Here is a 25,854-nt window from a genome sequence, read left to right on the forward strand (position 1 = left end):
CGTCTATTCGATCTCCCCGCCTGCCGCGCGGCCCTTGAACGCCGCTTCGGAAAACTGCGCGAGCACCACGTTCAGGCTCGCGAGCGTATAAGGCTTCGCCAGCACAGTGCCGATGCCATCGGCGCCCTCGCCGATCGCCTGTCCGTAGCCCGTCGCATAGATGACGCGCAGGCCGGGCCGCTCGGCCTTCAGCCTTCGCGACAGCGCGACGCCATCCATGCCGGGCAAGCCGACATCGGTGAAGAGAATGTCGAAGTCGTCGTTGGCGAACGCCGCCAGAGCTTCTTCCGCACTCGCAACCGCCTTCACCCGATGCCCCAGCGCCCGGATCAGTTCGAGCGCCATGCCGCGCAACTCCGGGTGATCCTCGACGACGAGCACGCTGAACGTCTGCGGCAGGCGCGTGGCCGGCGACGCGCTCTCGACTGCGGGACGCGAACGCGCGAGCGCGACCTGCTTCCGGTTCGCCAGCATGTGCCGGACCTTGCGCGCGAGTTGCTCGCGCCGATAGGGCTTCGTCAGCAATTGCACGCCGGCGTCGAGCCGTCCGCCATGCACGATGGCGTTTTGCGTGTATCCGGACGTGAACAGCACCTCGATGCCCGGCAAGAGCGCCTTCGCGCGCCTCGCGAGTTCCGGACTGCGCAGCTTGCCGGGCATCACGACATCGGTGAACAACAGGTCGATGGGCAAGCCGCTTTGCAGAATGCCGAGCGCGCTTTCGGCGTTGTCGGCCTTGAGCACCTGATAGCCGAGCTCACGCAGCATCTCGACGACGGTGGACTGCACGGCCAGATCGTCTTCCACGACGAGGATCGTCTCGCTGCCGCCGACAACGGGCGCCGCCGCAAGCGACGTGGTCTGCACCACGGCTTCGAGCGAGCGCGGCAAGTAGATCTTGATCGTCGTGCCGTGCCCGACTTCGCTATAGATCTTGAAGTGCCCGCCGCTTTGCTTGACGAAGCCATACGCCATCGAGAGTCCGAGGCCCGTGCCGACGCCTTCGGGCTTCGTCGTGAAGAACGGATCGCACGCGCGCTCCATCACTTCGCGCGTCATGCCGGTGCCGGTATCGGAGATGGCGAGCAATACGTACTGGCCCGGTTCGAGATCGGCATCGGATGCGACGTAGTCGTCGTCGAGCATCGAATTGCTCATTTCGATGGTGAGCTTGCCGCCGTCGGGCATCGCATCGCGCGCGTTGATCGCGAGGTTCAGCACGACGTTTTCCAGTTGATGCGGATCGACGAGCGCGTTCCACAGCCCGCCAGCGAGCACCGTCTCCATGACGACCGACTCGCCCAGTGCGCGGCGCAGCATGTCGTCCATGCCCGCGACCACGGGCGCGAGGTTCGTGACCACGGGCTGCAACGGCTGACGCCGCGCGAAAGCCAGCAGTTGCGAAGACAGTTTCGCGCCGCGCTCGACGGCGCTCGCCGCGGTGTCCACGCGCTTGATCGCCGTCTCGTTGCCGGCGACGGACGCGCACAGCAATTGAAGATTGCCGCCGATCACTTGCAGGATGTTATTGAAGTCATGCGCGATGCCGCCGGTGAGCTTGCCGATCGCCTCCAGCTTCTGCGAACGCTGCAACGCGGCCTGCGTCTGTTCCAGTTCGCGCGTGCGCTCCTCGACCAGTCCTTCGAGGCTCGTCTGATACCGTTCTACTTCGTCCTGCGCGAGCTTCTGCACGGTGACGTCCTGCCCTTGCACGAAGATGCCGGCGACTTCGCCATCGTTGCCCGCAATCGGCTGATACACGAAGTCGAGAAAGCGCGTTTCCAGCGGCCCGCCATCGCGCGGCTGAATCATGACCGGCACCGCCTTGCCGATGAACGGCTCGCCCGTATCGAACACGCGCGACAACAGATCGATGAACCCTTGCTCGACCACTTCCGGCAACGCATCCCGAACGCGCTTTCCGACCAGTTCGCGATCGCCGGTCAGACGGCGATACGCCGCGTTCGCCAGTTCGATAACGTGATCGCGCGTGCGCAGCACGCAGACGAAGCCGGGCGCCTGCTCGAAAAGCCGCAGGAGACGCGTGTTGTCGACGTGCAGTTCCTTCGCGAGTTCCAGCGCCCGACTCGTGCTCGCGAGCGCCTCGGTGCGCTCGACGAGGACCTGTTCCAGTTCCCCTTGCTTGCGCTTGAGCGCCTCTTGCGCTTGCACCTGATCGCTGACGTCGTTGCCTTGCGAGAAGATCCCGACGACCGCGCCAGCATCGTCCACGATAGGCTGATACACGAAGTCGATGAAACGCGCTTCGCTCTGGCCGCCCGCCTCCGGATCGACGCGCAACGGCACGGCGCGCCCGACGAAAGGCCGGCCTGTCTCGTACACCTCGTCGAGCAGTTCGAAGAACCCTTGCCCTTCGAGTTCGGGCAGCGCCTCTCTCACCGGCTTGCCGATGATCGGCTTGAATCCCGCCAGCCGGTGATGCGCGCCATTCTGCAACTGATAGATATGATTCGGACCCCGAAAGAAGCAGACGAAGCCCGGCGCCTGCTCGAAAAGCCTCAACAGCTCCTGATTCTCGCGCGTGCGCGCATCGAGCGCCAACGCTTTCTCACGCTCGGCGAGTTGCTTCGCTTCATGCTGCGCGGTGATGTCGCGCGTGATCTTCGCGTAGCCGACATGCCGCCCTGAATCGTCGAACAGCGAATCCAGCACGACGTGCGCCCAGAAGCGCGAACCGTCCTTGCGCACGCGCCAGCCTTCGGACTCGAACTTGCCTTCGCGGACCGCGATTTCCAGCGCACGTTCCGGCAGATCGACCGCGCGGTCTTCTTCGGTATAAAACCTTGAGAAGTGCTGACCAATGATTTCTTCAGGTGCATAGCCCTTGATGCGCTCCGCGCCGACATTCCAGCTTCTGACGAGACCGGTCGGAGATAGAAGATAGATCGCGTAGTCCCTGACTCCTGCGATCATGCGCTCGAAGTGTCCACTGCCTGACCCGGCAGGACCGACGAGACCTTGACCCTTGACATCCATGTGGCAATACCCTGGCGCGTGCGGCTGATTTTCGAGTGCTGCATTTTACTTCGCTTGCGGGCCGCTCGTCGGCGCTTGGCGCCCTTGGCAGAAACGGTGGCGTTCCGGCGTCACGGGATGAGTAGTTCTTACAGCGTCGATGCGGACTAGGCGGACGGATTTGCCACTCGTTCCTGTACGACTCGATGAAGCGCGCGGCGCCGAGCACGGTTCGTCGCATTCGTTCACACTGGCGCATCGAACAATCGACCAGCAAAGGCTGCAATGAACAAACAGGCACTTATCATCGGCGCGACGGGCATTGTCGGACGCAATCTCGCGGAACATCTTCAATCGCGTGGCGAGTGGTCCGTCACCGGCATCTCGCGCGGGCGCACGCCCGCACCCGCCGATGTCGAACCCATCGTCGCGGATCTCACATCGGCGTCGTCGGTCGCACAGGCATTGAGCGGACGCGAATTCAGTCATGTCTTCTTTACCGCGTGGTCTCGGCAATCGACGGAAGCCGACAACATTCGCGTCAACGGGGCAATGGTCGCTAATGTGCTCGCGGCATTGGGGCCGTCCGGCGCGCTTGAGCATGTCGCGCTCGTGACCGGCCTCAAGCACTATCTCGGTCCCTTCGAGGCGTACGCCAAAGGGACCGTGCCGACGACGCCCTTTCGCGAGGAACAGGGCCGGCAACCCGTCGACAACTTCTACTACGAGCAGGAAGACCGGCTGTTCGACGCAGCAAGTCAGTACGGCTTCGGATGGAGCGTGCATCGGCCGCACAGCATCATCGGTTTCGCCATTGGCAACGCAATGAACATGGGCGTCACGCTCGCCGTCTATGCGAGCTTATGCAAGGCGACGGGCCAACCCTTCCTGTTCCCCGGATCGGCCGCGCAATGGCACGGCCTGACCGACATGACGGATGCGCGCCTGCTCGCGCGTCATCTGGAATGGGCAGCGACGTGGCCGGAAGCGCGCAACGAAGCATTCAACGTCGTGAATGGCGACGTGTTCCGCTGGAAATGGATGTGGGAACGCATCGCGGAATACTTCGGTATCGAGCCTGCCCATTTCGATGGTGAAACGCGGCCGCTCGACGGCCGCATGCAGGATGCCGGGAAGACGTGGGCCGAGATCGCGGCACGACATGCGCTGGTCGAGCCGGAGGTAGACAGGCTCGTCTCGTGGTGGCATACGGACGCGGACCTCGGACGTCCGATGGAAGTGCTCACGGATATGACGAAGAGCCGCAAGGCCGGCTTTCTTGATTATCAGAGCACGCCCGACGCGTTCTTTGCGTTGTTCGACCGCCTCAAGCGCGAGCGCATCATTCCGCAGTAGGACGAAGCAAGTGCGTATCGACCTTTGAACCGCCGCCTTCGCAGTCGATGACATCGCGCATCGTGGGCGTTATTTTCGAAGCCGCCGGTTACTCGCAAATCGCGAATGGCGCGGGCATCTTGTTCATGCGCGTGGGGCAATCAGAAGGCGCGCTGAAAGATGCGTTCGCGCATCCAGGCCGTGCGCTCGTCGGCGTAGTGACGGTCAAGCAGGTTCCGCCGTCGATGCGTTATGCGCAAGTGAACTGCTTCAGCCTCGACATGCTGCGCGCGGTTTCGAACCAGCGCGCACCAACTTGCGTTGATATGAGAGGCGCGGCGGACATGTAAGTGCCGGTGAAGCCGCCCATGTCCGCCGCATTGCGCTGCTTCAAGTCAAGGCGCGTCCGTGCCCAGTTCGACGCGCGTCTCGTTGATCGACACCGCCGTGCCTCTCGGCGCGTTCCTCGCACTGACGCGCACGAATGAGACCACGATATTGTTCGTGTTGGAGATGCCCAGTTGCGCCAGCAGATCCGTCACGTCGAATTCCATCATGTTCATGCCGTGATGAGCGGCGGTCGAGATCTCGAATGCGCCCACCGTACCAATGAAGTGCTGCGACTTCACGGCATCGATATCGCCGCTGGCAGGAAGGTTCACGTAGACGTTATAGAAGAAGCCGCCTGCCTTGGCTGCCGGAGGCATCGCGATGCCATCGAGCACGATCTTCACGTATTGATACGAGCTTTTTGCCTGCGGCGTGGCTTGCAACGAATTCGCCGACTGGTTTGCGCCGACGGCCGGCGAAGTCGTCAGCACGTCCTTCAATGCGTTGGCATTCGCGGCCTGAAGCGCGATGCTCGCGCTCACGGAAGCCTCGCCCAGCGCGACGCCCTTCGCGCCGCCCAAGGAACGGCGCGTCGACGATACCGTGCGGCCGGGGCTCGCCGTGAATGCGCCGGCCTTCGGCCGCCCCTGGATAGTGGCAATCTGAGCTTGCACGCGAATGATTCTCCCATGTTGCGCCTCGGGCGGCAGCAGCAGCGGCGTCGAGTCGTTGGCGTAGTCATAGCTTAGCCCCGTCGTCGTGCGCGTTCTCGACTTCGACATCGTCAAGCCACTTGCGTAGGTGAAGCTGCCGTTCCAATACGTGCTGGTCGTCGCTGGCACCTTGCTCGTCGCCCGCCGCGACCACGCATTCCACAGTCGGTCGATATTGCAGTGATGCAGATAGAAGATCGGATCGTTCGGCGCCGAGGCAATGTCGGCCATGTAACCGCCGATGATGTCGTGAACCGGATTGTGCGGCGCGTTCTCCAGTTTCGGCTCGAATGCGTTGTTGGTGTTGCGCTGGAAGTTGTACACATTCGACGCGAACGGACTGAGATCGAGCGCCTGATAGACGTTCGTGTTCACGCGCGGGACGTAAAGCGGATTGCCCTTCGCGGTATCCGTGAATTCGGACGGAATCACCGGGTACGTGTAGTAATCCCAGTACGGGATGACGAACGTTGCATCGCCCGACAGTGTCCGCATCTGTTGTTCGAGGTAGTACAGATAGCCGCGATGCCACGTCAGAAAGTAGGCCACGCTGTGCGGGCAGTGATTCGTGTGGACATTGACCCAATACTGCCACGATGTCGGCTTGCTGCTATCGGTGGCCGCTTTCATCGTGCGCACCGCGTTCAAATAGGCCGCATAGTGGGGCGTTGTTTTGAACGTTTGCCATTCGACTCTGATGGCTGGAGCCGTCGCCGCGGCACTCCATCGCGGAAGCGATGCAGCCGCGAGTGCCGACGCCGTTCCTTGAATGAACGCACGCCGCTTGTTCGAAGTGAAATCCATACACCCCCCTGAGGAACGCTTAAAGATGATATGTACGAAGTCGTCGGCCTGCGCGCGTCGCAGCGAAATGGCGGCGAGCATCCTCGACCGACGAGTCGATTAGAGTATGGACTACTACAGGCTAACGTTCCAAACGCGTTATTTGCAATCCGAACTATCGAATTGTGCGGTAACCCATAGAACGATGTGCACATGCGTGCCTCGCTCGATACGGAGCAAGGACCGGCCGCTTTTTAGTCCGGGCGTTCGATTTTTTCGGCCAACGCGCGGCGCAATGCGGCGCTGTCAATACGGGGATTCCATACCGCGACGACACGTTCGCCTTTGCGTGCAGCATTCCCGACGAGCCGCCTCATTTCCGCCATGCGACCGCGCCCCGGAGGGGCCTAAGTTCGTACGCGCACCCGTCGCTTGGGACGCCGGTTTTATTCGTTATGCGAATGATTGTTTCATGCACGCGTTTCAGCATTCGCCGCGACAGATGGTGACTTTTTTTAACGCATCATGGGTGCCGCGATGTGGGGTCGAACGACGCGCCGGCGCGGTCACGTGCGCGACGGTTAAGTGCAAAGAGACCTTGCTTCCCAACGCTGGATCATGCTAGCGGGCGCGGACATCGCCGCTCTCAAGAACCACGAAAGGGCGTGCTTTCGCGTGAGCGCGATCACCCACTGCGATTGGGTGGACTGAATGAACTGACCGGGGCGTCCAGCCGTCGCTCGGCGTTCGCCCCGCTCGATGCGGCACATCGTGTCTGCGTCGCGTTAATCGACCTCGACCATTTTAAATCCATCAACGATACGCTCGGGCACGAAGCCAGCGATGGCGCTTTAGAACATGCTGGATCGTCTGCTGCACACCCTTGCGCGTGTGACGTCGAGACTGCTCGCGCATGTGCAAATCACGCTGACGTTTTCGCTGGATCAGCGCAGGCGCACGCCGGCGTATCCAGAGACGAACTAATACCGCGTGCCGATCGCGCGCTTGACGCAGCCAAATGGCTTATCCGCAGCCGCGTCAATATCGACCGAACGCGCGGCTAACGTCTCGCTGCAAGACCTATTCTGCCGCGCTGCCTGTCGCGGTCTCGAACATGTGGATTCTCAACAGCGCAGTCGTATCGACGGACCGGTTGCTGAATTCCGCGCCCACGAGCACCGCGCCCGCCGTCTGCCGAAGATTGCGCACGATGCAGTTGAACACGACCGCATGCACCTTGCCGTCGGCGCGCAAACGCAGCGCGAGCTTGAAGTGTTCGCCGACATTGACGAGCGGGTCTACAAGACGCAACGCAACGCCGCCCAGGCTGACATTGACCACGGCAACGTCGAAGCCCGCCGCCACGCAATCGTTCCTGATGAGACGCCCCGCCAGTTCGGTCGACACCCGAACGTGATTGCGCACGATATGCGTCTGCACGGTCTGCGGATACGCGAAATACACCACCTTGACCGGCGATTCGCTCCGCCCGATCACCGTGCTGGAGAAGCGGTAAATCTTGCGCCCGAGTAGCCCTTTGCATTCGACAGCAACGCCCGCGTCCAGTAAGTCATGCGCGTTCGCTGCGGTCACGACGAACGCGCTGCCCGCAACGGACCCAACGAACTCGGCCTGCACGGGCGGATGTTCGCGGCCGACGAGCGTCAGTTGCATGCTCTCCATCGTCTTCGGCAAGGTTCCGGTGATGGCGGTCAAACGATCGACCTTCGCCCGTGGCGCGGGCGCGTCGTGCTTCGCGGTCGATATCAACAGATCGCCCTGCTTTACAAGTCCAGCGTGCGGGCGCTCGCCGGCGGGCGCATCTTCATCGCGGAATCCGCCTGCTGCGAGAATCCGGTCGCGCTGGCCTTCGGAGCGCACGCAGTAACCTCTCGTCAAAAGAAGCTTGCCGCTCGCCGAATAAACGGCGAACGGCAGCGGTGTGCCGATCTGCAGTTCTTGTGCGCTGACTCTGACCAGTACCATGTTCGTGTCTTGCCTTTGTGCGTCGACCTCCGTCGCTTTGCGTCGGAGATCGCCAATGTCGTTCGCGATACGTTAGCGCGCAGGGCACGGAATTTAAGTGCGTTGTCACTCATTCGTCTGACGATAGCGGGGTCAAATGCCGCTGGCGATGCCTCCGCGTTCTCGCGCTCGCAAGCAATCGTTCAACTTTTGCGCAAACGGGCCGATATCTCGCCTGTTGGCCGAACGCAAGGCTGACGAAAACGAGAACTGACGCTGAACGCAAGGGCGAGACAAATGCAGAGAATGAGCTTCAAGGCAACGCTGTGGAGCACCGTGGGATTCGTGTGGCTGAGTCTGATCGTGCTGTCGCTACTGAGCGCGACCATGACGCGCACGTTGATGATGCAGGACCGCCAGCAGGCGCTGGCCGAGCAAGTGCAGTCCGCGGTGAGCGTGGTGAACTTTTACGTGCAACAGGCGCAAAGCGGCGCAATGACCGCCGAGGAAGCCAGGCGCGCGGCCATCGCGCGTCTGCGGCCGGTGCGCTATGGACAGAGCGGCTATCTGCTCGTCGTCGATTCGACCATGCTGCAACTGCTCAACCCTGTGCGTCCCGAAACGGAAAACAAGATCAACGATCTCGTCGACAAGACCGGCAAGCATTTCACCGCTGAGATCGTCAAGCACGGACTCGACGGCACGCACCTGACCGACTACCTGTATCCGAAGCCCGGGCAAAGCGAGGCGCTGCCGAAAGTTGCCTACGGCGAGTACGTTCGCGCGTGGGACTGGCATGTCTACACGGGCGCTTACGTGGACGACATCAATCATGAATTCGGCCGGCGGCTTCTCGCGATGCTTGCGATCGTCGGCGTGGTGGGACTCGCGCTGACCGTGGCGATGGGCTGGATCATCCGCAACGTGCTGCGCAAGCTCGGCGGCGATCCCAAAGACGTGGCAGACGCGTGCAAACGCATTGCAGCGGGCAATCTCACGGAGGCCGTGCCCGTCGCGGCGGGCGACGATGCAAGCCTGATGGCGTCGGTCCGCACCATGCAGGACCGGCTGCTGCAAACGATGGGCGCCGTCACCTCGTCTGCCCACGCGATCGCGGGCGCGACGAAGGAGATTGCCGCCGGCAACAGCGATCTTTCGTCGCGCACGGAAGAACAGGCTGCATCGCTCGAAGAGACTGCGGCGAGCATGGAAGAACTCACGTCGACGGTGAAGCAGAATGCCGATAACGCGCGTCAGGCAAGCGGTCTCGCCGAGAACGCCAGCGCCGTCGCCAACGAAGGAACCGCCATTGTCGGGCAGGTCGTCGACACGATGGCCGGCATCGAGGAAAGCTCGCAGAAGATCGCGGAGATCATCGGGATCATCGAAGGCATCGCCTTCCAGACCAACATCCTCGCGCTCAACGCCGCTGTGGAAGCGGCTCGTGCGGGCGAACAGGGCCGCGGCTTCGCAGTCGTCGCGGGCGAAGTGCGCAGCCTCGCGCAACGTTCGTCGAGCGCGGCACGCGAAATCAAGGCACTGATCGAGACCTCCGGCAGCCGCGTCGGCGCGGGCACGGAATTGGTCGCGAAAGCGGGCGAAACCATGCGCAGCGTGCAGTCCGCGATTCAGCGCGTGACCGACATCATGGGCGAGATCGCGTCGGCATCGCACGAGCAGAGCGGGGGCATCGAACAGGTCAATCAGGCGATCTCGCAGATGGACGAAGTCACGCAGCAGAACGCCGCGCTGGTCGAACAGGCGGCGGCAGCGGCGGCCTCGCTGGAGGATCAGGCAGAGGCGCTTCGCAAAGCAGTGAGCGTGTTCCGCACGAGCCCCGGCGCAGCGGTCGCGGAGACGGCTACGTCCATGCAACGCCCTGTCGCGCCGCCAGCGCAACAGCACAAGCCTGCATCGACCGCTAAGCGCGCCGAGCCTGTCATGCACAAAACTGCGGCCACCGTGACCAATGGCGGCGACTGGGAGACGTTCTAAGCGCGAATGAACTATTATTCGTCTTCCTATCTATTTACGCCGCTGACTTAAGGCGACATCGGCCAACGCGCCGTCACACGTAAGTTTCGTTGAAACGAACTCGGGCATCCCAGACGATGGGATGCCCGCAATTTTCTCTGGAGCCAGTTCAACGTTGCGCATAGGCTGCATGACGTGGCTTGCCGCTTGCTAGGAATGTCATGTGTTCCATCGACCAATCGGAGGATACGATGACTACGCATGCCGGACGATCGCAAGAAGACCGCATGGAGGCCGAAAAGGGCAAGAAACTGCCGGCGCAGGAGCAGGCCGGAGGAAACATGGCCGTCGAAGGAACAGAAGCCGGTAAGGATTCGAGCAGCGGCGAGCTCTCGGAAGCCGGAAAGGACGTGTGGCGTCAGGGCAGCACAATCGATGAGGAAGGCCCCTTGCCGCCGGACGATAAATCTGGCGCTTAATATTTCAGCGCCGGATGGAATGCGGCGCGAGACCACAAGGGGATACCGATGCACATCGTCTGCCACATGATGTCTTCACTGGATGGCCGAAGTCTCACGGACGGCTGGCACCTCGACTTCGCCGCTCCTTGTTATGAGGAAACAGCCGCCAGCTTCAAGGCCGACGCGTGGGTGTGCGGCCGCGTCACCATGCAGGAAATTTCGCACGCGAAGGACCGGGACTATCCACGCGGTCTCGCGAAAAGCGCCTTGCCACGCACCGATCATTTCGCGAAGCGCGACGCGAGCCAATACGCCATATCCATCGACCCCAAGGGACGCGTCGGCTGGAAAAGCGATACCGCCCTCGACTCGCATATCGTCGAAGTACTCGCCGAAAGCGTGGAAGATGACTATCTCGCGCACTTGCAGTCGATTGGCGCGTCTTATCTTTTCGGCGGCAGAGACGACATCGATCTTCAATGCGTCGTGCAGACGCTCGAACGCGAATTGAATATCGGCAAGCTCATCGTCGAAGGAGGCGGCCACGTGTCGGGCGCTTTCGTGAACGCGCAACTGGCCGATGAAGTCAGCGTGTTACTGATTCCGCTCGTTGACGGACGAGAAGCGCACCCTTCGTCATTCGAAGTCTCGATGGATAAGTGGCAAAAGCCTGCTTATCTGAAGCTGGAATCGGTCGAGAAGCTCGATAACGACGTGGTTTGGGTCCGCTATAAGCGCAAGGCGTGAGCGCGCGGCTCGCTCGGTGGCTGCTCTAAGAGGCAGGCCGCAACGCGCGACGCGTCACTTCTTCCAGCGGGGCAGCGGCAAGCCAATGGCAATAGCCGCTGATCTTTCTGGTATCGATTTCTTCCAGCGCCATATGGTCGTATTCGCCGTTGCGGTAGCGATGCTTCGACCAGTACGTGTCCGTATGCCACGCATGGATGTGCAAGACGTCACTGCCTAGCTTGCGATCCGCGAAAGAAAAATGATCCAGCAATCCCAGCGAACAGGCTTGCGGGTAGGTCGAGCGCAGAGCGAGTTCACCCGCATACATGGTGAGGACCTGCTTGCACCATCCGGGCCACTCGCCTTGAAACTCGCGGAATTCTTCGTCGAGCAGCCGGTTGCAGGCGTCGGTTTGCGCAGTGAGATAGTTTCGCAGGTATTCGGAGGGCCCCAACAGCGACGCGCCGACATTGTGAAGACCCGTGTGCGGATAGCCCCAGCGGGCAGAGATGTCGGAAAGCCGTGCGCGTACCGAGGCGTCGTAGGCGTATGCGCCGAATCCTGTGCATAGCCCGGAGGGACGGAAGTGCCTCAACGCCGGCGTGACGAAGGTATCGCAATCTGTCTTGAGGATGTATTCGAACCGCGAGCAGGCCTCGTTGACCGCAGGCTCCGCGAGATTCGCAACCGAGTTGATATAGCCGTAACCGTTCCACTGCGCATCGCGTTCGGCATACGGGACGCTCGATATGATCTCGATGCGGGAGTCAGCGGGCAATCGTTCTTCGATTCCCGGATGACAGACCGCAATGATGCCACCGGTCTCCAATACACCGGAATAGATGAGGCTTTTGTAAAGCCAGCCGAATTCTTCGAGCATCTGCTCGCTGTTGTCGATATAGACAAGTATTCCAAGGTCCATGACGTCCTCTGTGTCGGGCTTGCAGCGCCCGACCAATGCGAGTGAATCAGGGAATTGGAAGAGCGACAGCAGCACTCAATGCTATAGAAAAACCGCTCGGTGCTGCTGCTTTAGCGCATAAATGCACAAAAATACCGATAGTCAGAGCGCAAGCACGCCCTCTTGCTCGCTTTCCAGCTAACGACCTCAGCCCAAGACTTCCCGAGCGGCACGTTCTTTGCAACGTCCGCGCTGACCTCCCGCAACATTCGGTTCGATCCCTCCTTCCGGCGCACACAATGAAGACCTTCCACTGCAACCGCTGCGATCAGCTCGTCTTCTTCGAAAATACGCATTGCGAAAACTGCGGCGCGAAGCTCGGCTATATGCCGAAACTGAGTCAGATCAGCGCATTCGATGAGACGGAAGACGGTACGTGGAAGAGCCTGCACCCGCTCGCCAAGGATCAGCATTATCGGCCTTGCCACAACTATGCGGTCGAGAATGTCTGCAACTGGATGGTCCCTTTGCATAGCGCCGATACGCTCTGCGCGTCCTGCCAATTGACGAGCATCATTCCGAACCTGGAGACGCCCGATAACCGCCTTTACTGGTATCGCCTGGAGGGCGCGAAACGCCGCCTGCTCTTCACGCTCGCCGAGCTCGGCCTCGAAGTGAAGTCGCGTCGGGAACACCCTGAGCACGGTCTCGAGTTTCAGTTTCTCGAGGGCGACGCGCAAGGGCGCGGCGTCATGACAGGACATAACAACGGGATCATCACGCTCAACGTTGCCGAAGCCGATGACGCGCATCGCGAGAAAGTGCGCTCCGCGATGCATGAGCCGTATCGCACGTTGCTCGGCCATTTCCGTCATGAAACAGGGCACTATTTCTTCGATCGCCTGATTGCGGATACGCCGCGCATTGCGCCGTTCCGCACGGCATTCGGCGATGAACAGCTGGACTATGGCGCCGCGCTCGACCGCCACTATCGGCAAGGGCCGCCGCCGAACTGGGCGGAAAACTACATCAGCGCCTACGCGACCATGCACCCTTGGGAAGACTGGGCGGAAACATGGGCTCACTACCTGCATATCGTCGATACGATGGATACGGCCGTATCGTGCGGTCTCGTCCTGGTGCCCGACAGCCCGCATGAACCGACGCTGACGGATACGACGCCGATCGAGGAAAGCACGTTCGATAACCTCATGAAACGCTGGGTTCCCCTTACGTATGCGTTAAACAGCCTCAACCGCAGTCTCGGCATGCCGGACGGATATCCTTTCACGCTTGCACCGCCTGTCATCGACAAGCTGCGCTTCGTGCATCGTGTCGTGGCCGCAGCAGCCAAGCGTTGAGCGCACGCTTCAGTTCGACGAACTCTGTGACTGGAACTGCGATGCCCCTTGCGACTCGTCGTGCGTTTGCGTCTGAGTTTGCGAGATGTGTGGTGATTCCGGCGCGATCGGCAAAAGGAACTCGCGGCTGATGCTGCTTGCGAGCTCATTCACGCGTGCGAGAAAACTGACGAGATACGCGTGCAAGCCTCCCTGCAATATTGCGCCGATATCGCCGCTTCCGAGCTCGGCACTGAGTTGCGCCGCGAGCCGTACCGCTTCAGTATCGCGTCCTTGCGTGACGCGGAGGATCAACTGCTCGACCTCCGCGAGGCTTGCCGCAAGCGAACGCGGCCAGTCGCGATAAAGAATCAGCAGGTCCGCCACGCGCTCGGGCGTAATGACATCGCGATAGACCTTGCGATACACCTCGAATCCCGAAACCGAGCCGAGCACGGCTGTCCAGTGGTGATAGTCGAAAGGCTGCGCGGACGTGTCCGCGCGCTGCTCCATCATTTCGAACTTGACGTCGAGAATGCGCGCGGTGTTATCGGCCCGCTCGACGAAAGTCCCCAGACGCATGAAGTAAAACGCGTCGTCCTTGACCAGCGTTCCAAGCTGAACGCCGCGCGACAGATGCGAGCGAAACTTGACCCATTCGAAAAACGTGTACGGCTCACGTTCCAGGATGCCGTCGTCGAGCATGCGCTGACAGTCCAGCCACGTCGTGTTGAGCGTTTCCCATAACTCGCTGTTCGTGGAACTGCGCACGGCCCGCGCGTTCTCACGCGCCGCTCGCAGGCAACTGACAATAGACGATGGATTCGATATGTCGCGCGCCATGAAGTCGATGACGTCATGGCTTTTCATGCTGCGATGCGCGGCGCAGTAAATGCCGCTCAGCTCGGAGATGGAGAGCATGGCGCGCCAGCCGAGCTCCGCATATTCGTCCGATTGCGGCAAGAGCGAGAGTTGATAATTCGCGTCGAGCATCCGCGCAGTGTTTTCGGCTCGCTCGGTATAGCGCGCCATCCAGAAAAGATGATCCGCGGTACGGCTCAGCATGGGTAATCTCGCGTATGGTTTTGATGGTCTCGAGTGCGTGTCCTAGCGTTCCAATACCCAGGTATCCTTGGTTCCGCCGCCTTGCGATGAATTCACGACGAGCGAGCCTTCACGCAGCGCAACGCGGGTCAGTCCGCCCGGCACCATGCGTACTTCGGTGCCCGATAGCACGAAAGGACGCAAGTCGATATGACGCGGCGCGATGCCCGCTTCCACATAAGTCGGACAGGTGGAAAGCGCGAGCGTCGGCTGCGCAATGTACTTCTCCGGATTCACTTCGAGCACCGCGCGGAATTCGGCGATCTGCGCGGCAGTCGACGACGGCCCGACGAGCATGCCGTAACCGCCCGCGCCATGCGTCTCCTTGACGACCAGTTCCGGCAAATGATCGAGCACGTACTTCAAATCATCGGGCTTGCGGCACATCCATGTCGGCACGTTGTTCAATATGGGCTCTTGACCGAGGTAAAAGCGCACCATGTCCGGCACATAGGGATAAATGGACTTGTCATCAGCGATGCCCGTACCCACTGCATTGCACAACGAGACGTGTCCCGCGCGATAAGCCGACACCAGACCGGCGACGCCCAAGGCCGAATCCGGACGGAATACGAGCGGGTCGAGAAAATCATCGTCGACGCGCCTGTAAATGACGTCTACGCGTTGCGGTCCTTGCGTCGTTCGCATGTAGACACAGTCAGCGTCGACGAAAAGATCTTGCCCCTCGACCAGTTCGACGCCCATTTGCTGCGCAAGGAATGCATGCTCGAAATACGCCGAGTTGTACATGCCGGGCGTCATCACGACAATGGTCGGATTGTCCACGCCGGCGGGCGCGGCGGCACGCAAGGTATCGAGGAGCAAGTCGGGATAATGCGCGATGGGCGCGACGCGATTACGCGCGAATAGATCGGGGAAGAGCCGCATCATCATCTTGCGGTTTTCCAGCATGTACGACACGCCGGACGGCACGCGCAGGTTGTCCTCGAGGACATAGAACTCGCCCTGTCCGGCGCGCACGATATCAATGCCCGCGATATGAGCATAGATATCGCGCGTCACGTCGACGCCGCGCATCTGCGGCCGATACTGCGCGTTGCCCACGATCTGCGCTTCCGGAATGATGCCGGCGCGAATGATGTCCTGATCGTGGTAGATGTCGTGAATGAAGCGGTTCAGTGCATTCACGCGCTGCCTGAGACCGCGTTCCAGCGCCTTCCATTCGTCGGCGGGAAAAATACGCGGAATGACATCGAAGGGAATGGTGCGCTCAGGAATGATGCCCGGTACGTCGCTCGTGCCGTAGACCGCGAACGTAATGCCAACTCGGCGGAAAACCAGGTCCGCCTCCGCGCGCTTGAGATCGATCAGCTTTTCGCTTTGCGCGCTCAACCATTCCATGAATTCCCGGTAATGCGTGCGGGGCGCACCTGCGTCAGGAAATACCGACGCCGGTACGCCGCGCGCTTCCAGGTCGCTGCGCTCGAACATCTCGTTGAAGAAAGCTTGCGTCATGGCGGGTCTTTCCTGTCAAGTGCGGGCCGGGACCGAATCCCTTCTGGTTAATGTTCTGGTTGCACTCGCAATGACCTGAAGAGCCTGACGACGCGTCGCACCGAATGATCGTGCGGCACATTCGGCTTGCGGTTTCATAGGCGACCTCGAAAGCGCGATGCGTTTGTCCCTGCATCGATTGCGCGGGCAGCCCAGTGCCGCATTGAATCGAGCAACTTCGATGCCAACGCGAGTCTGATTTCCAATTCATTGAACACATGGAAAATTCATCGTGCTGCCAACTCGGTTTGCACCAAAAGCGCGCGGCGTTGCAGACTCATGCACATTCGACGAGGCAGTGTCATGCCCAGGACGGTGCGCGCTCTTTAGCAAGCGTCGCGCGCCGGTATCATAGGCGTCTTGGCGATTACCCTCGAGCGTTCATGAACACACCCTCACAAAGCACGCCCCGTCCCGCCTTGCGCGAACTTACACCGCTAGAAGCGCGCGTGCTCGGCGTGCTGGTCGAGAAGCAGCAGACGGTGCCCGACACGTATCCCTTGTCACTGAATTCACTCACTGCGGGCTGCAATCAAAAGACGGCGCGTGCGCCGGTGATGAGCGTCACAGAGGACGAAGTGCTGACGACCATCGACGGTCTCAAGCGGCTCTCGCTCGTCATTGAAGGCAGCAGCAGCCGCGTGCCGCGCTTCGAGCACAACATCAATCGCGTGTTGGGTATTCCCAGTCAGTCCGTCGCGCTGCTTGCGACGCTGTTTCTGCGCGGTCCGCAAACGGCGGCCGAGTTGCGCGCCAATAGTGCGCGCTTGCATGGCTTCGCGGATATTTCGTCAGTGGAAAGCTTTCTTGACGAGCTCGCCGCAAGCGATCCGCCTCGCGTGGTGAAGCTGCCGCGCACGCCGGGCGAGCGCGAAAGCCGCTGGACGCATCTGCTATGCGGCGAGGTGAGCTTGAGCTTGAGTGACGCGCCGCCTCGCGAAGCATCGGGCAGCGAGACGTATTCGTTGTCGGAGTTCGAGGCGCTCAAGGCAGAGCACAAGCGCCTCGCTCAAGAGGTGACGCAATTGCGGACGATGGTCGAACATATGGCGAGCGAGTTGGGCATTGCACTGGACAAGCCGTCTGAAGCATAACGACGCCGCGCGCGCCCGCGCCGCACACACTGTAACCATCGTCGGTAGATTCATTGACCCCTTGGTGAGACGCGATGCCCACGACACATCCCGATTCGCTTCCGCTGAATGACATCGTTTCGCTGGACGCCTGCGCTTTATCGAAAGCCATCCATGCCCGCGACGTCTCATGCGTCGACGTCATGCGGGCCTATCTCGCGCAAGTGGACCGTTTGAATCCGCAAGTCAATGCGATCGTCGCCCTGCAAGATCGCGATGCGCTTCTTGCGCTCGCGCTGGAACGCGACGCGCAGTTATCGCGCGGCGAAAGTCTCGGGCCTTTGCACGGATTCCCGCAAGCGCCCAAAGATATTCTGCCGGTCGAAGGCATGGTAACGACCAAGGGCTCGCCCCTCTTCGCAGGCGAAGTCAGTCAAGCGGACGCCATCGTGTTCGAACGTGTGCGGCAAGCCGGCGCCCTCTTCATCGGGCGCACGAACTCGCCGGAATTCGGCTTGGGCGGCCATACCTATAACCCGGTGTACGGGACGACGCGCAATGCGTTCAATCCGTCCCGGTCGGCGGGGGGAAGCAGTGGAGGCGCAGCGGTTGCCGTCGCGCTGCGCATGCTCCCTTTCGCCGATGGCACCGACATGATGGGCTCACTGCGCACGCCCGCCGCATTCAACAATGTGTTCGGCTTTCGCACCTCGCCCGGATGTGTGCCCTATGGCCCTGCCGATGATGTCTTCTTTCAGCAGTTCAGCGTCGTCGGCCCGATCGCGCGGACGATCGAAGATCTCGGCTTGCTGCTGTCGGTGCAGGCCGGCTTCGATGCGCGTGCGCCGCTTTCTCGCCGAAACGACACGCCTTCTGACTTCACGTCCGTGCTCGAACGCGACATGCAAGGCACGCGTATTGGGTGGCTCGCAGACCTCGATGGCCACCTGCCGATGGAAGCCGGCTTGCTCGAAACCTGCGCCCATGCCATGCGCCGCTTCGAAACGGCGGGGTGCTCGGTGGAAGCGGCGCGCGTGGACTTCCAAATGGAACGGTTATGGCAAGCATGGCTGGACTTGCGCAGCTTCACGTTCGCGGGCGCCAATGCGCCGCTCTATCGCGATGAGGCCAGGCGCGCGAAACTCAAACCGGAAGCCGTGTGGGAAATCGAGCGCGGCCTGCGCCTTTCAGGAGAAGACGTCTATGATGCCGTGCGCGAACGCTCGGCATGGTATCGGGCGATCAACGCGCTCTTTACGCGCTTCGACTTCCTCGTGATGCCCGCGACGCAGGTCTTTCCGTTCGATGCCGCGATGCACTGGCCGCATTCGATCGGCGAGCGGGCAATGGACACGTATCACCGCTGGATGGAAGCGGTCGTTCCTGCAACCATGGCATCGTTGCCGGCGCTATGCGCGCCCGCCGGGCTCGGGCCGAACGGTCTGCCGGCCGGCTTGCAGATCATCGGTCCGACGCAGACGGACCTTGCGGTGTTACAGATGGGGCTTGCTTATGATCGTGCCAGCGGCTATTCGCGAATGAAAAGCACCTTGCTCGGCTAAGGCAATTGAACCGCCTGTTACTGTCGTATGCAGCGATGCGTTGATAACCGCTGCATACGACTAGGTGTCAGCCCAACGACGAATAGGCATCTTCCGATAGCGACGAAGCGGCCTTGAAACCGCGAGTGATCCTCCATGCACGTCGGCGCGACTACTCGCTCGCTTCAAGATCGCCAGAAGAAAGCGCGAGCGCCAATATCATCGCCCCACTGTTAAGCGGCACCGAGCTGCCTACTCGCCGCGGGCGGTAGACGGGCTGGCCGCGTCGGATAGCCTGGCCGCTCAACGCGCATACCCCGCCCTTGCGCGCGGTGCACAGCGCCCACACTTGCTCCGAGTAGTTGAACGATGTCGGATCGTGCCACGAGAGCGCGAGCGTCGATTCGCTCAACCGTTCGAGCAATCGAATGTTCGCAGAAGGCGCGTGGCCATTCGGTGCACTCACGCTTGCACAGCCGCCGCCAGCAGACAGCGAAAACGGCGATGCCGCCTTGTTCGAACGACTGCGGCGGCTCGACCGATCGTCGAGCATGTCGAGGGTACGGCTCCACGGATCCATCAGAGAGAGATGCTTCATGCTCCGCTCCGGAGTGCCGCAATGCGCGCCCGTCTCGCATTACGTGTGAACGTTTTGGAAAATGCTGCCGGCGCGACCTGTCGCGAGTGCGCCCGCTTGAACGAAGACCGTTTTAAGGGTAGTACACCTCAGCAAAACGCGTTTTATTTTCTTGCCCGGGTTTTGTCGAGCGCGTGACTGCTGTGATGGAAACGAACGAACGTTCGATGAAGAGTCGCGGGGCATATGGCGGCTGCCGTACGTTGCAGCGGAACGAGAACGCGCACGCTCCCCGATTTCTGACAAAATAAAACCAGCGAAACGCAAACCTCCTGTCGAATCATGACAAGCAAGCTCTGCATTAATGCGACCATTTCAGCGGACCGCGCTTCCGTCAGCTTTGTCGCTTTTTCCCGTGAACGGGAGATTCACTGCAACATCACGCGCAAGGCGCTGGAACAATGCTTCTGGGCGCCCGTCGGCGCGAGCGACGAACGCCTTCTCAAAGCGTTGAACGACGGCTACGAGCGCATCAGCGCCCGCGTCCATCGTAAGTTCTTAGCGCACCCGTCGAATTCGATCCAGCTCGACGTGATCGATTTTTGCTCCTGACGAAATCGATCGGCAAAAACAGGCGGCTAACGGGCCGCCTGGGTTGCTTTGCGCATCTTCGCGACGGCTTCAGCCTGCACCGCCGGCATATTGTTGTTCCATGCGCCGCGAATAAAAGTCACTACATCCGCTATCTGCTGATCGTTCAGAACCGGCGCGTAGCGAGGCATCGGATACGGCGCCGGCAGCCCTTGAATGACGAGATCCTCGGTGCCATTCAGCGTCACATTGATAAGCGAAGAAGCATCTTTCTCCAGCAGATTCGGATTGCCCGCAAGCGGCGCAAGCATCGGCGCAAAGCCCCGGCCGTCGATGCCATGACAATGCATGCAGAACGCCGCATAAACGCGCGCGCCGGAGTCGGACGCCGGCGGCCGTATCAAAGACACCTTCGTCGCTTTCGAATCGTATGAATAAGGCGCATTGCCGTTGCCGCCCGCTGCCGGCAATGACTTCAGGTAGTGCGCCATCGCAGTGATGTCGCCGTCGCTAAGGGATTGCGTGCTGTTGTTGATCACGCTCGTCATCGAACCGAATGCCGTTGCGTGCGCGTTCGCGCCGGTCTTCAGGAACGCGGCGAGGTCTTGTTCCGACCAGCGCCCGAGGCCGGTATTGTGCTCGCCCGTCAAGTTCGATCCGAACCAGTTGTCGAGTACACCGCCCGTCAAGTAGGTATTGCTGCTCTCGTCGAGCCCCTTCTCCTGGAACGCGATCCCACGCGGCGTATGGCACGCTCCGCAGTGCCCGAGCCCTTGAGTCAGATAAGCGCCGCGATTCCATGCCACGTCCTTGCCCTGCTTGTCCTGATAGACGCCTTTGTCGAGGAACACCGCGTTCCAAAGCTTGAGCGGCCAGCGCATATTGAGCGGCCACTTGATATCGGATGCGCGATTCGCCTGTTTCACCGGCGTCACGCCATGCATGAAGTACGCATAAAGCGCGTGCATGTCCTCATTGTTGATCTTCGCGTACGAGGGGTAAGGCATCGCCGGATAGAGATTGTGGCCGTCCTTGGCGACGCCTTCGCGCAGCGCGCGTGCGAAGTCCGCTTCGCTATAGCGGCCGATGCCCGTGTCCGGGTCCGGCGTGATGTTCGTCGTATAGATCGCGCCAAGCGGTGTCGTCATCGGCAAGCCGCCTGCCATGGGCTTGCCGCGCGGCGCCGAGTGACAGGCAATGCAATCGCCGGCTTTGGCAAGGTAAGCGCCGCGCGTGACGAGTGTGTCATTCGACGTATCGGCGTGCGCAGCCGAAGGCACTGCCGCAAGCGCGACATTCGCTGCAAGGAACGCGGCCGTGAAAGGCTTGAGGGCGAATTTCATGGCTGTCTCCTTAGGCGCTGCGCAACTGGTTGCCGACGGGTAATTGCCTGAGGCGCTTGCCCGTGGCGGCGTAGATCGCATTGGTGATCGCGGGCGCGAGCGCCGCCGTGCCCGGCTCTCCGATTCCCCCCGGCGCTTCCGTGCTCTTGACGATATGCACTTCGATAGGCGGCGTTTCGTCGATGCGCAGCATGCGGTAGTCGGTGAAATTGCTCTGCTGGACGCGGCCGTCCTTAATGGTGATTTCGCTATACAGCGCCGCTGTAATCCCAAAGATGATGCCGCCCTGCACTTGCGCTTCCACGGTATTGGGATTGACGACCATGCCGCAATCCACCGCGCACACGATGCGATTCACGCGCACCTCGCCGTCCTTGTTCACGGTGACATCGGCGACCATCGAAAAGAAGCTGCCGAACGCATGCATGACGGATACGCCACGTCCCTGGCCTTGCGGCATGGACTGCTTGCCCCACCCGGCCGCTTGCGTGGCGACATCGAGTACGTTGCGCGCACGCGGTGTCTTGCCGAGCAGATCACGCCGGTATTGCACGGGATCGACTTTGGCTTGTGCCGCGAGTTCGTCGATGAAGCTCTCGACGACGAACGTGCCGCGCGTCGGCCCCACGCCGCGCCAGAAAGCAGTCGGCACATGCCGCGGCTCATGACGCACATATTCGATCACCTGATTCGGCAGGTCATACGGAAGATCGGCGGCGACTTCGATGGCGTCCGGGTCGATGCCGTTCTTGTAGGCGGGCGGCGCGAATCTCGCCATGATCGATGAGCCCACGATGCGATGCGTCCACGCAACCGGCTTGCCATTCGCATCGAGACCAGCGGAGAGCTTGTCGTAGTAATACGGGCGGTACATGTCGTGCTGAATGTCTTCCTCGCGCGACCACGTCACTTTCACCGGCACGCCGATCTGCTTGCCGATCTTGAGCGCCTGTGTCGCCATGTCGACTTCGAGCCGCCTGCCAAAGCCGCCGCCGAGCAGATGGTTATGCAGGACGATCTTCTCGCGCGGCAGCCCGGTAATGGCGACGCCTGCGTCGACGATGCGCGTCGGCACTTGCGAGCCGAGCCAGATGTCGCAGCCGTCCGGGCGCACGTGCACGGTGCAGTTGACCGGCTCCATCGTGGCATGAGCGAGGAACGGCTGTTGATAGACCGCATCGATGCGAGTCTTGGCATTGCCGAACGCCTTGCCGACATCGCCATCCTTTCGGGCGACCGCGCCTTCTTTCTGCGATGCAGTCGCCAGCTCGTCGACGATCTGCTTCATCGATACGTTGGCGTCAGCGCCCTCGTACCAATGAATGGCGAGCGCCGCGGCGCCGCGTTTGGCCGCCCACGTGTGATCGCCGATAACCGCGACGCCGTTATCGAACTTGATTACTTGCCGCACGCCGGGGATTTTTCTGGCGTGGGTGTCGTCGACGGAAGCGAGTTTGCCGCCGAATACCGGACAATTGACGATGGCCGCATAGACCATATCCGGCAAACGCACATCCAGCCCGAAGACCGCCGTGCCATCCACCTTTTCCGGCGAATCGAGGCGCCTCACTTGCGTGCCGATGATCTTGAAGTCTTTAGGGTCCTTGAGCTTGATGTCCTTGTCTTGCGGAACCGGCATGCTTGCCGCCGCTTGCACGAGTTCGCCGTAGCTTGCGCTGCGGTCGCCGGACGCATGCACCACTTTGCCGCCTTGCGCATGGCATGTCGATGCATCGCATTGCCATTGCTGCGCGGCCGCCGCCACGAGCATCATGCGCGCCGCCGCGCCTGCCTTGCGCATGGGCTCCCACGCATAGCGCACGGACGTGGAGCCGCCTGTCAACTGACCGCCCAACAGCGGGTCCATGAAAAGCTTTTCGTCAGGCGGCGCATGATCGATGGTGACGCTATCGATTGGCACTTCGAGTTCTTCGGCAATGAGCATCGGCAAGGACGTATAGACGCCCTGGCCCATCTCGACCTTCGGAATGATGAGCACGACCTTGCCGGCCTTGTCGATCTGCACGAAGGCGTTGGGCGCGAATACGCCCGTTTGAGGCCCTTCGACGCCCTCGCCGCCAATGACCGACTTGCCTCGGCCCTGATCCTGGCTGACGGCGGGTACGCTGAAGCCGATGAGGAATCCACCGCTTGCCGTGACGCCGGCTGTGAGCCCCAGCTTGAGAAATGAACGGCGTGAAAATCCGGCGGGAGCCGCATGACGTCCCGCTTCGAGTAGTCCTCGCGACATGTCACGCTCCCTTCGCTGCTTGCTTGATCGCCGCGCGAATGCGGTTGTACGTCCCACAGCGGCAGATGTTGCCGGTCATGGCGGCGTCGATATCGGCGTCGGTCGGATTCGGCACCGCTGCGATCAATGCGGCAGCCGACATCACCTGTCCGGACTGACAATAGCCGCATTGAACGACATCGAGCTGATTCCATGCGTCCTGCACTTTCTTGCCTGCGGCTGTTGCACCGACGGCTTCGATCGTCGTGATCTTCTTATCGCCGATGGCCGCGACCGGCAGCACGCACGAACGCATGGCGACGCCATCCAGATGCACGGTGCACGCGCCGCATTGCGCGATGCCGCAACCGAATTTCGTGCCGGTCAAGCCGACCAGATCGCGTAATACCCAAAGAAGCGGCATGTCTGGGGGCGCATCGACAGTGTGTGATTGGCCGTTGATGGAAAGCGTCGTCATGGGCGGTTCCGGCTTGAGCGTTGAGTTTTAGCGGATAGTGCGATGGCGGGCTGCGTGCGACAGCAGCGGCGCCTGCCAGTGCCATGCGTTGACGCGTGTGCTTTACGCGACCCGACGCGGCGACACTGATGGGTGGCATGTCGAGGACAGGGGATTGTAGCCTCGGTTTTAAAAACCGGCTCGGACGATGTCCGATTGATTCCAACGTTCAGTTGATGATGCGGCGGCTTTGTCGAACTCGTCGTGCGGTCGCGCGAAAGACCGTTAGTTGCAGATTGAAATAAACGAAAACGAGTCCGCAATGCTTCAGACGATTTCTGTCAGGCCATTGCGCGTAAGTTCATCCGGGAAGGCGCCAATCTCGCCGTATTCGCGCAAATCCACGCTAACGGTGCCGCGCATGCGCGGATCGGCATCGACGAACTCAAGCGTGTCGTTCTCGTGATGCACGCGATAGATGCCGGGCGCGATGTGAATCCGGATGCCGTCCTCAGCGCACCCAGAAAGCGCGCCGGACACCACCCGAAGATGGAAGATTGCATTCACTGCCGTGTCCTGTGAGAGCGGTGCTCAGCGGCGAATAAGTTTGATGACTACGAGAGCAAGCGGCGCACCTGTCGCATTCGACAGGTGCGCCGAGTATGCGCCTGAAGTTTGAAAGATGCGTGGCTCGCCGGCCCTCGCGGACGGCTGCGCGAGAAACGGAATAAGCGGACTGCGCTGCGAGCGCCTTCCGCGCATGGATAGACCTTCTATCACCAAGCCTGCTTGCCTATCACTTCGGCCGCAGCAGCACCTTGATGGAATCTAGCGAATTGGCGACTTCGATGGCCGCGTCCCACTCTTCGAGCGTGAAGCCGTGCGTGACGATACCCTTCGATGTCACGAGCCCGCGTGAAAGAAGATCGATGGCGATCGGATAACAATACGGACCGAGATGCGCGCCGCGCACGTCCAGTTCCTTGCGATCGCCGATGATCGACCAGTCCACGGTCGTATCGCCGCCGAACACCGAGAACTCGACAAAGCGCCCGAGCTTGCGAATCAACTCCAGCCCTTGCGAAACGCCCGAAGGCGAACCGGTGGTTTCGATATACACATCGCAGCCGTATTGATCCGTAATCGCGCGAATCGTGTCGAGCGCATTGTCGGTCTTCGGATTGATCGTGACGTCCGCGCCGTATTCGCGTGCAAGTTCGAGGCGTTCATCGACAAGATCGATGACGACGAGATTCTTCGGCGTCTTGAGATGCGCAACCTGCACCATCATCAATCCGAGCGGGCCCGCTCCCGCGATCACGACGACATCGCTCAACTGAATGTCGCCGCGATTGACCGTGTGAATCGCACATGCGAGAGGTTCGATGATCGCGGCGTCTTCGATCGAGATACCGTCCGGTATCTTATGGACGATAGCGGTCGGCGGAAAGCGCATGTATTCGGCCATGCCGCCGTCCGCGACTTCGCGCTGGAAGCCGAAGATGTTATGCACTTCGCACATCCAGTACTGGCCCGACTTGCAATAGCGGCACTTCGCGCAAGGCACGATCTGCTCGGCAATCACGCGGTCGCCGACCTGCACGCCGAAGTGCTCGGCCGCGCCCTCGCCGAGTTCTTCCACATAACCGAAGAACTCATGCCCGGGTATAACCGGCGCTTTGACCCACGGGCTCGGGCCGCCCCAGAACATCTTGGCGCCCGACCAGCACTTGCAATCGCTCGCGCAGATGCCGCATGCAGCGATGCGAATGACTGCTTCATTACGGCCGGCGCGGGGACGCTGCACGCGCTCCACGCGATAATCCTTCGGTGCGCGGCATACGATAGCCGTCATTTCGCCACTGTTGTCAGTCGATGCGTCAGTCGATTCATCAGTCGATGCCGTGCTCATGCTC

Annotated in this window: 22 protein-coding genes and 1 pseudogene; 11 read left to right on the plus strand and 12 right to left on the minus strand. The window is 61.0% G+C overall.

Annotated features, from left to right (window positions below):
- Nucleotides 1-3: 3 nt before the first annotated feature.
- Complete coding sequence (locus GV035_RS06710; RefSeq protein ID WP_201303920.1) at nt 4-2,997, minus strand: hybrid sensor histidine kinase/response regulator; 2,994 nt, start codon at nt 2,995-2,997, stop codon at nt 4-6.
- Between the two features lie 264 nt (nt 2,998-3,261).
- Between GV035_RS06710 and GV035_RS06720 the strand changes: the two genes are divergently transcribed.
- Both GV035_RS06720 and GV035_RS06725 read left to right on the plus strand, forming a co-directional pair.
- Complete coding sequence (locus tag GV035_RS06720; protein ID WP_159834194.1) at nt 3,262-4,332, plus strand: SDR family oxidoreductase; 1,071 nt, start codon at nt 3,262-3,264, stop codon at nt 4,330-4,332.
- Nucleotides 4,333-4,379: 47 nt separating this feature from the next.
- Nucleotides 4,380-4,661 carry a hypothetical protein gene (locus GV035_RS06725; RefSeq protein WP_159834195.1) on the plus strand — a complete coding sequence of 94 codons (282 nt, stop codon included), beginning with the start codon at nt 4,380-4,382 and terminating at the stop codon, nt 4,659-4,661.
- Nucleotides 4,662-4,706: 45 nt separating this feature from the next.
- Here GV035_RS06725 and GV035_RS06730 read toward each other — a convergent pair whose 3' ends face one another.
- Complete coding sequence (locus GV035_RS06730; protein ID WP_159834196.1) at nt 4,707-5,984, minus strand: tyrosinase family protein; 1,278 nt, start codon at nt 5,982-5,984, stop codon at nt 4,707-4,709.
- A gap of 818 nt (nt 5,985-6,802) precedes the next feature.
- Between GV035_RS06730 and GV035_RS29920 the strand changes: the two are divergent.
- Nucleotides 6,803-6,955 (plus strand): annotated as a pseudogene (locus GV035_RS29920) (sensor domain-containing diguanylate cyclase); the annotation flags it as partial.
- Between the two features lie 40 nt (nt 6,956-6,995).
- Nucleotides 6,996-7,121, plus strand: a complete 126-nt coding sequence (locus GV035_RS29700) for a hypothetical protein (RefSeq protein ID WP_268892230.1) — start codon at nt 6,996-6,998, stop codon at nt 7,119-7,121.
- A 96-nt stretch (nt 7,122-7,217) separates the two neighbouring features.
- Here the strand turns inward: GV035_RS29700 and GV035_RS06740 are convergent, their stop codons facing one another.
- Nucleotides 7,218-8,123 carry a PilZ domain-containing protein gene (locus tag GV035_RS06740; protein WP_159834198.1) on the minus strand — a complete coding sequence of 302 codons (906 nt, stop codon included), beginning with the start codon at nt 8,121-8,123 and terminating at the stop codon, nt 7,218-7,220.
- Between the two features lie 276 nt (nt 8,124-8,399).
- Between GV035_RS06740 and GV035_RS06745 the strand changes: the two genes are divergently transcribed.
- The 3 genes from GV035_RS06745 (at nt 8,400) to GV035_RS06755 (ending at nt 11,284) form a co-directional block, all read left to right on the plus strand.
- Complete coding sequence (locus GV035_RS06745) at nt 8,400-10,097, plus strand: methyl-accepting chemotaxis protein (RefSeq protein ID WP_159834199.1); 1,698 nt, start codon at nt 8,400-8,402, stop codon at nt 10,095-10,097.
- 200 nt (nt 10,098-10,297) lie between these two features.
- Entirely contained in the window at nt 10,298-10,555 is a 258-nt protein-coding gene (locus tag GV035_RS06750) for a hypothetical protein (protein WP_442859527.1), read from the plus strand.
- A 48-nt stretch (nt 10,556-10,603) separates the two neighbouring features.
- Nucleotides 10,604-11,284, plus strand: coding sequence for a dihydrofolate reductase family protein (locus tag GV035_RS06755; RefSeq protein WP_201303921.1), 681 nt, complete (start codon nt 10,604-10,606; stop codon nt 11,282-11,284).
- Between the two features lie 25 nt (nt 11,285-11,309).
- On the opposite strand, the gene GV035_RS06760 is transcribed toward GV035_RS06755, so the two are convergent.
- Nucleotides 11,310-12,188: a DUF7164 domain-containing protein gene (locus GV035_RS06760; RefSeq protein WP_159834200.1), complete on the minus strand. Its 879-nt coding sequence runs from the start codon at nt 12,186-12,188 to the stop codon at nt 11,310-11,312.
- A gap of 278 nt (nt 12,189-12,466) precedes the next feature.
- Between GV035_RS06760 and GV035_RS06765 the strand changes: the two genes are divergently transcribed.
- Entirely contained in the window at nt 12,467-13,528 is a 1,062-nt protein-coding gene (locus GV035_RS06765) for a zinc-binding metallopeptidase family protein (protein WP_159834201.1), read from the plus strand.
- 9 nt (nt 13,529-13,537) lie between these two features.
- Here the strand turns inward: GV035_RS06765 and GV035_RS06770 are convergent, their stop codons facing one another.
- Both GV035_RS06770 and GV035_RS06775 read right to left on the minus strand, forming a co-directional pair.
- Entirely contained in the window at nt 13,538-14,572 is a 1,035-nt protein-coding gene (locus GV035_RS06770) for an alpha-E domain-containing protein (RefSeq protein ID WP_159834202.1), read from the minus strand.
- Nucleotides 14,573-14,614: 42 nt separating this feature from the next.
- Complete coding sequence (locus GV035_RS06775) at nt 14,615-16,087, minus strand: circularly permuted type 2 ATP-grasp protein (protein ID WP_159834203.1); 1,473 nt, start codon at nt 16,085-16,087, stop codon at nt 14,615-14,617.
- Between the two features lie 422 nt (nt 16,088-16,509).
- On the opposite strand from GV035_RS06775, the gene GV035_RS06780 reads away from it, so the two are divergent.
- Together GV035_RS06780 and GV035_RS06785 are read left to right on the plus strand one after the other, a co-directional pair.
- On the plus strand, nt 16,510-17,220 hold the full coding sequence (locus GV035_RS06780) for a YceH family protein (RefSeq protein WP_159834204.1): 711 nt from the start codon (nt 16,510-16,512) through the stop codon (nt 17,218-17,220).
- A 74-nt stretch (nt 17,221-17,294) separates the two neighbouring features.
- Nucleotides 17,295-18,761 carry an amidase gene (locus GV035_RS06785; RefSeq protein ID WP_159834205.1) on the plus strand — a complete coding sequence of 489 codons (1,467 nt, stop codon included), beginning with the start codon at nt 17,295-17,297 and terminating at the stop codon, nt 18,759-18,761.
- Between the two features lie 151 nt (nt 18,762-18,912).
- Here the strand turns inward: GV035_RS06785 and GV035_RS06790 are convergent, their stop codons facing one another.
- Complete coding sequence (locus GV035_RS06790; RefSeq protein WP_159834206.1) at nt 18,913-19,338, minus strand: DUF3331 domain-containing protein; 426 nt, start codon at nt 19,336-19,338, stop codon at nt 18,913-18,915.
- A 321-nt stretch (nt 19,339-19,659) separates the two neighbouring features.
- On the opposite strand from GV035_RS06790, the gene GV035_RS06795 reads away from it, so the two are divergent.
- A complete protein-coding gene (locus tag GV035_RS06795; RefSeq protein ID WP_159834207.1) occupies nt 19,660-19,929 on the plus strand; it encodes a DUF1488 family protein in 270 nt (89 codons plus the stop codon).
- A gap of 26 nt (nt 19,930-19,955) precedes the next feature.
- Here GV035_RS06795 and GV035_RS06800 read toward each other — a convergent pair whose 3' ends face one another.
- The 5 genes from GV035_RS06800 to GV035_RS06820 form a co-directional block, all read right to left on the minus strand.
- Nucleotides 19,956-21,251 carry a cytochrome c gene (locus GV035_RS06800; protein WP_159834208.1) on the minus strand — a complete coding sequence of 432 codons (1,296 nt, stop codon included), beginning with the start codon at nt 21,249-21,251 and terminating at the stop codon, nt 19,956-19,958.
- 10 nt (nt 21,252-21,261) lie between these two features.
- Nucleotides 21,262-23,502 (minus strand): xanthine dehydrogenase family protein molybdopterin-binding subunit, encoded by a 2,241-nt coding sequence (locus GV035_RS06805; protein ID WP_159834209.1) that lies wholly within the window; start codon nt 23,500-23,502, stop codon nt 21,262-21,264.
- 1 nt (nt 23,503) lies between these two features.
- A complete protein-coding gene (locus GV035_RS06810; protein ID WP_159834210.1) occupies nt 23,504-23,959 on the minus strand; it encodes a (2Fe-2S)-binding protein in 456 nt (151 codons plus the stop codon).
- A gap of 306 nt (nt 23,960-24,265) precedes the next feature.
- Nucleotides 24,266-24,505 (minus strand): hypothetical protein, encoded by a 240-nt coding sequence (locus tag GV035_RS06815; RefSeq protein WP_159834211.1) that lies wholly within the window; start codon nt 24,503-24,505, stop codon nt 24,266-24,268.
- A 229-nt stretch (nt 24,506-24,734) separates the two neighbouring features.
- Nucleotides 24,735-25,850 carry an alcohol dehydrogenase catalytic domain-containing protein gene (locus GV035_RS06820; protein WP_236572466.1) on the minus strand — a complete coding sequence of 372 codons (1,116 nt, stop codon included), beginning with the start codon at nt 25,848-25,850 and terminating at the stop codon, nt 24,735-24,737.
- Nucleotides 25,851-25,854: the final 4 nt, after the last annotated feature.

It is taken from the genome of Burkholderia sp. 8Y, from assembly GCF_902506145.1.
Classification (GTDB): Bacteria; Pseudomonadota; Gammaproteobacteria; order Burkholderiales; family Burkholderiaceae; genus Caballeronia.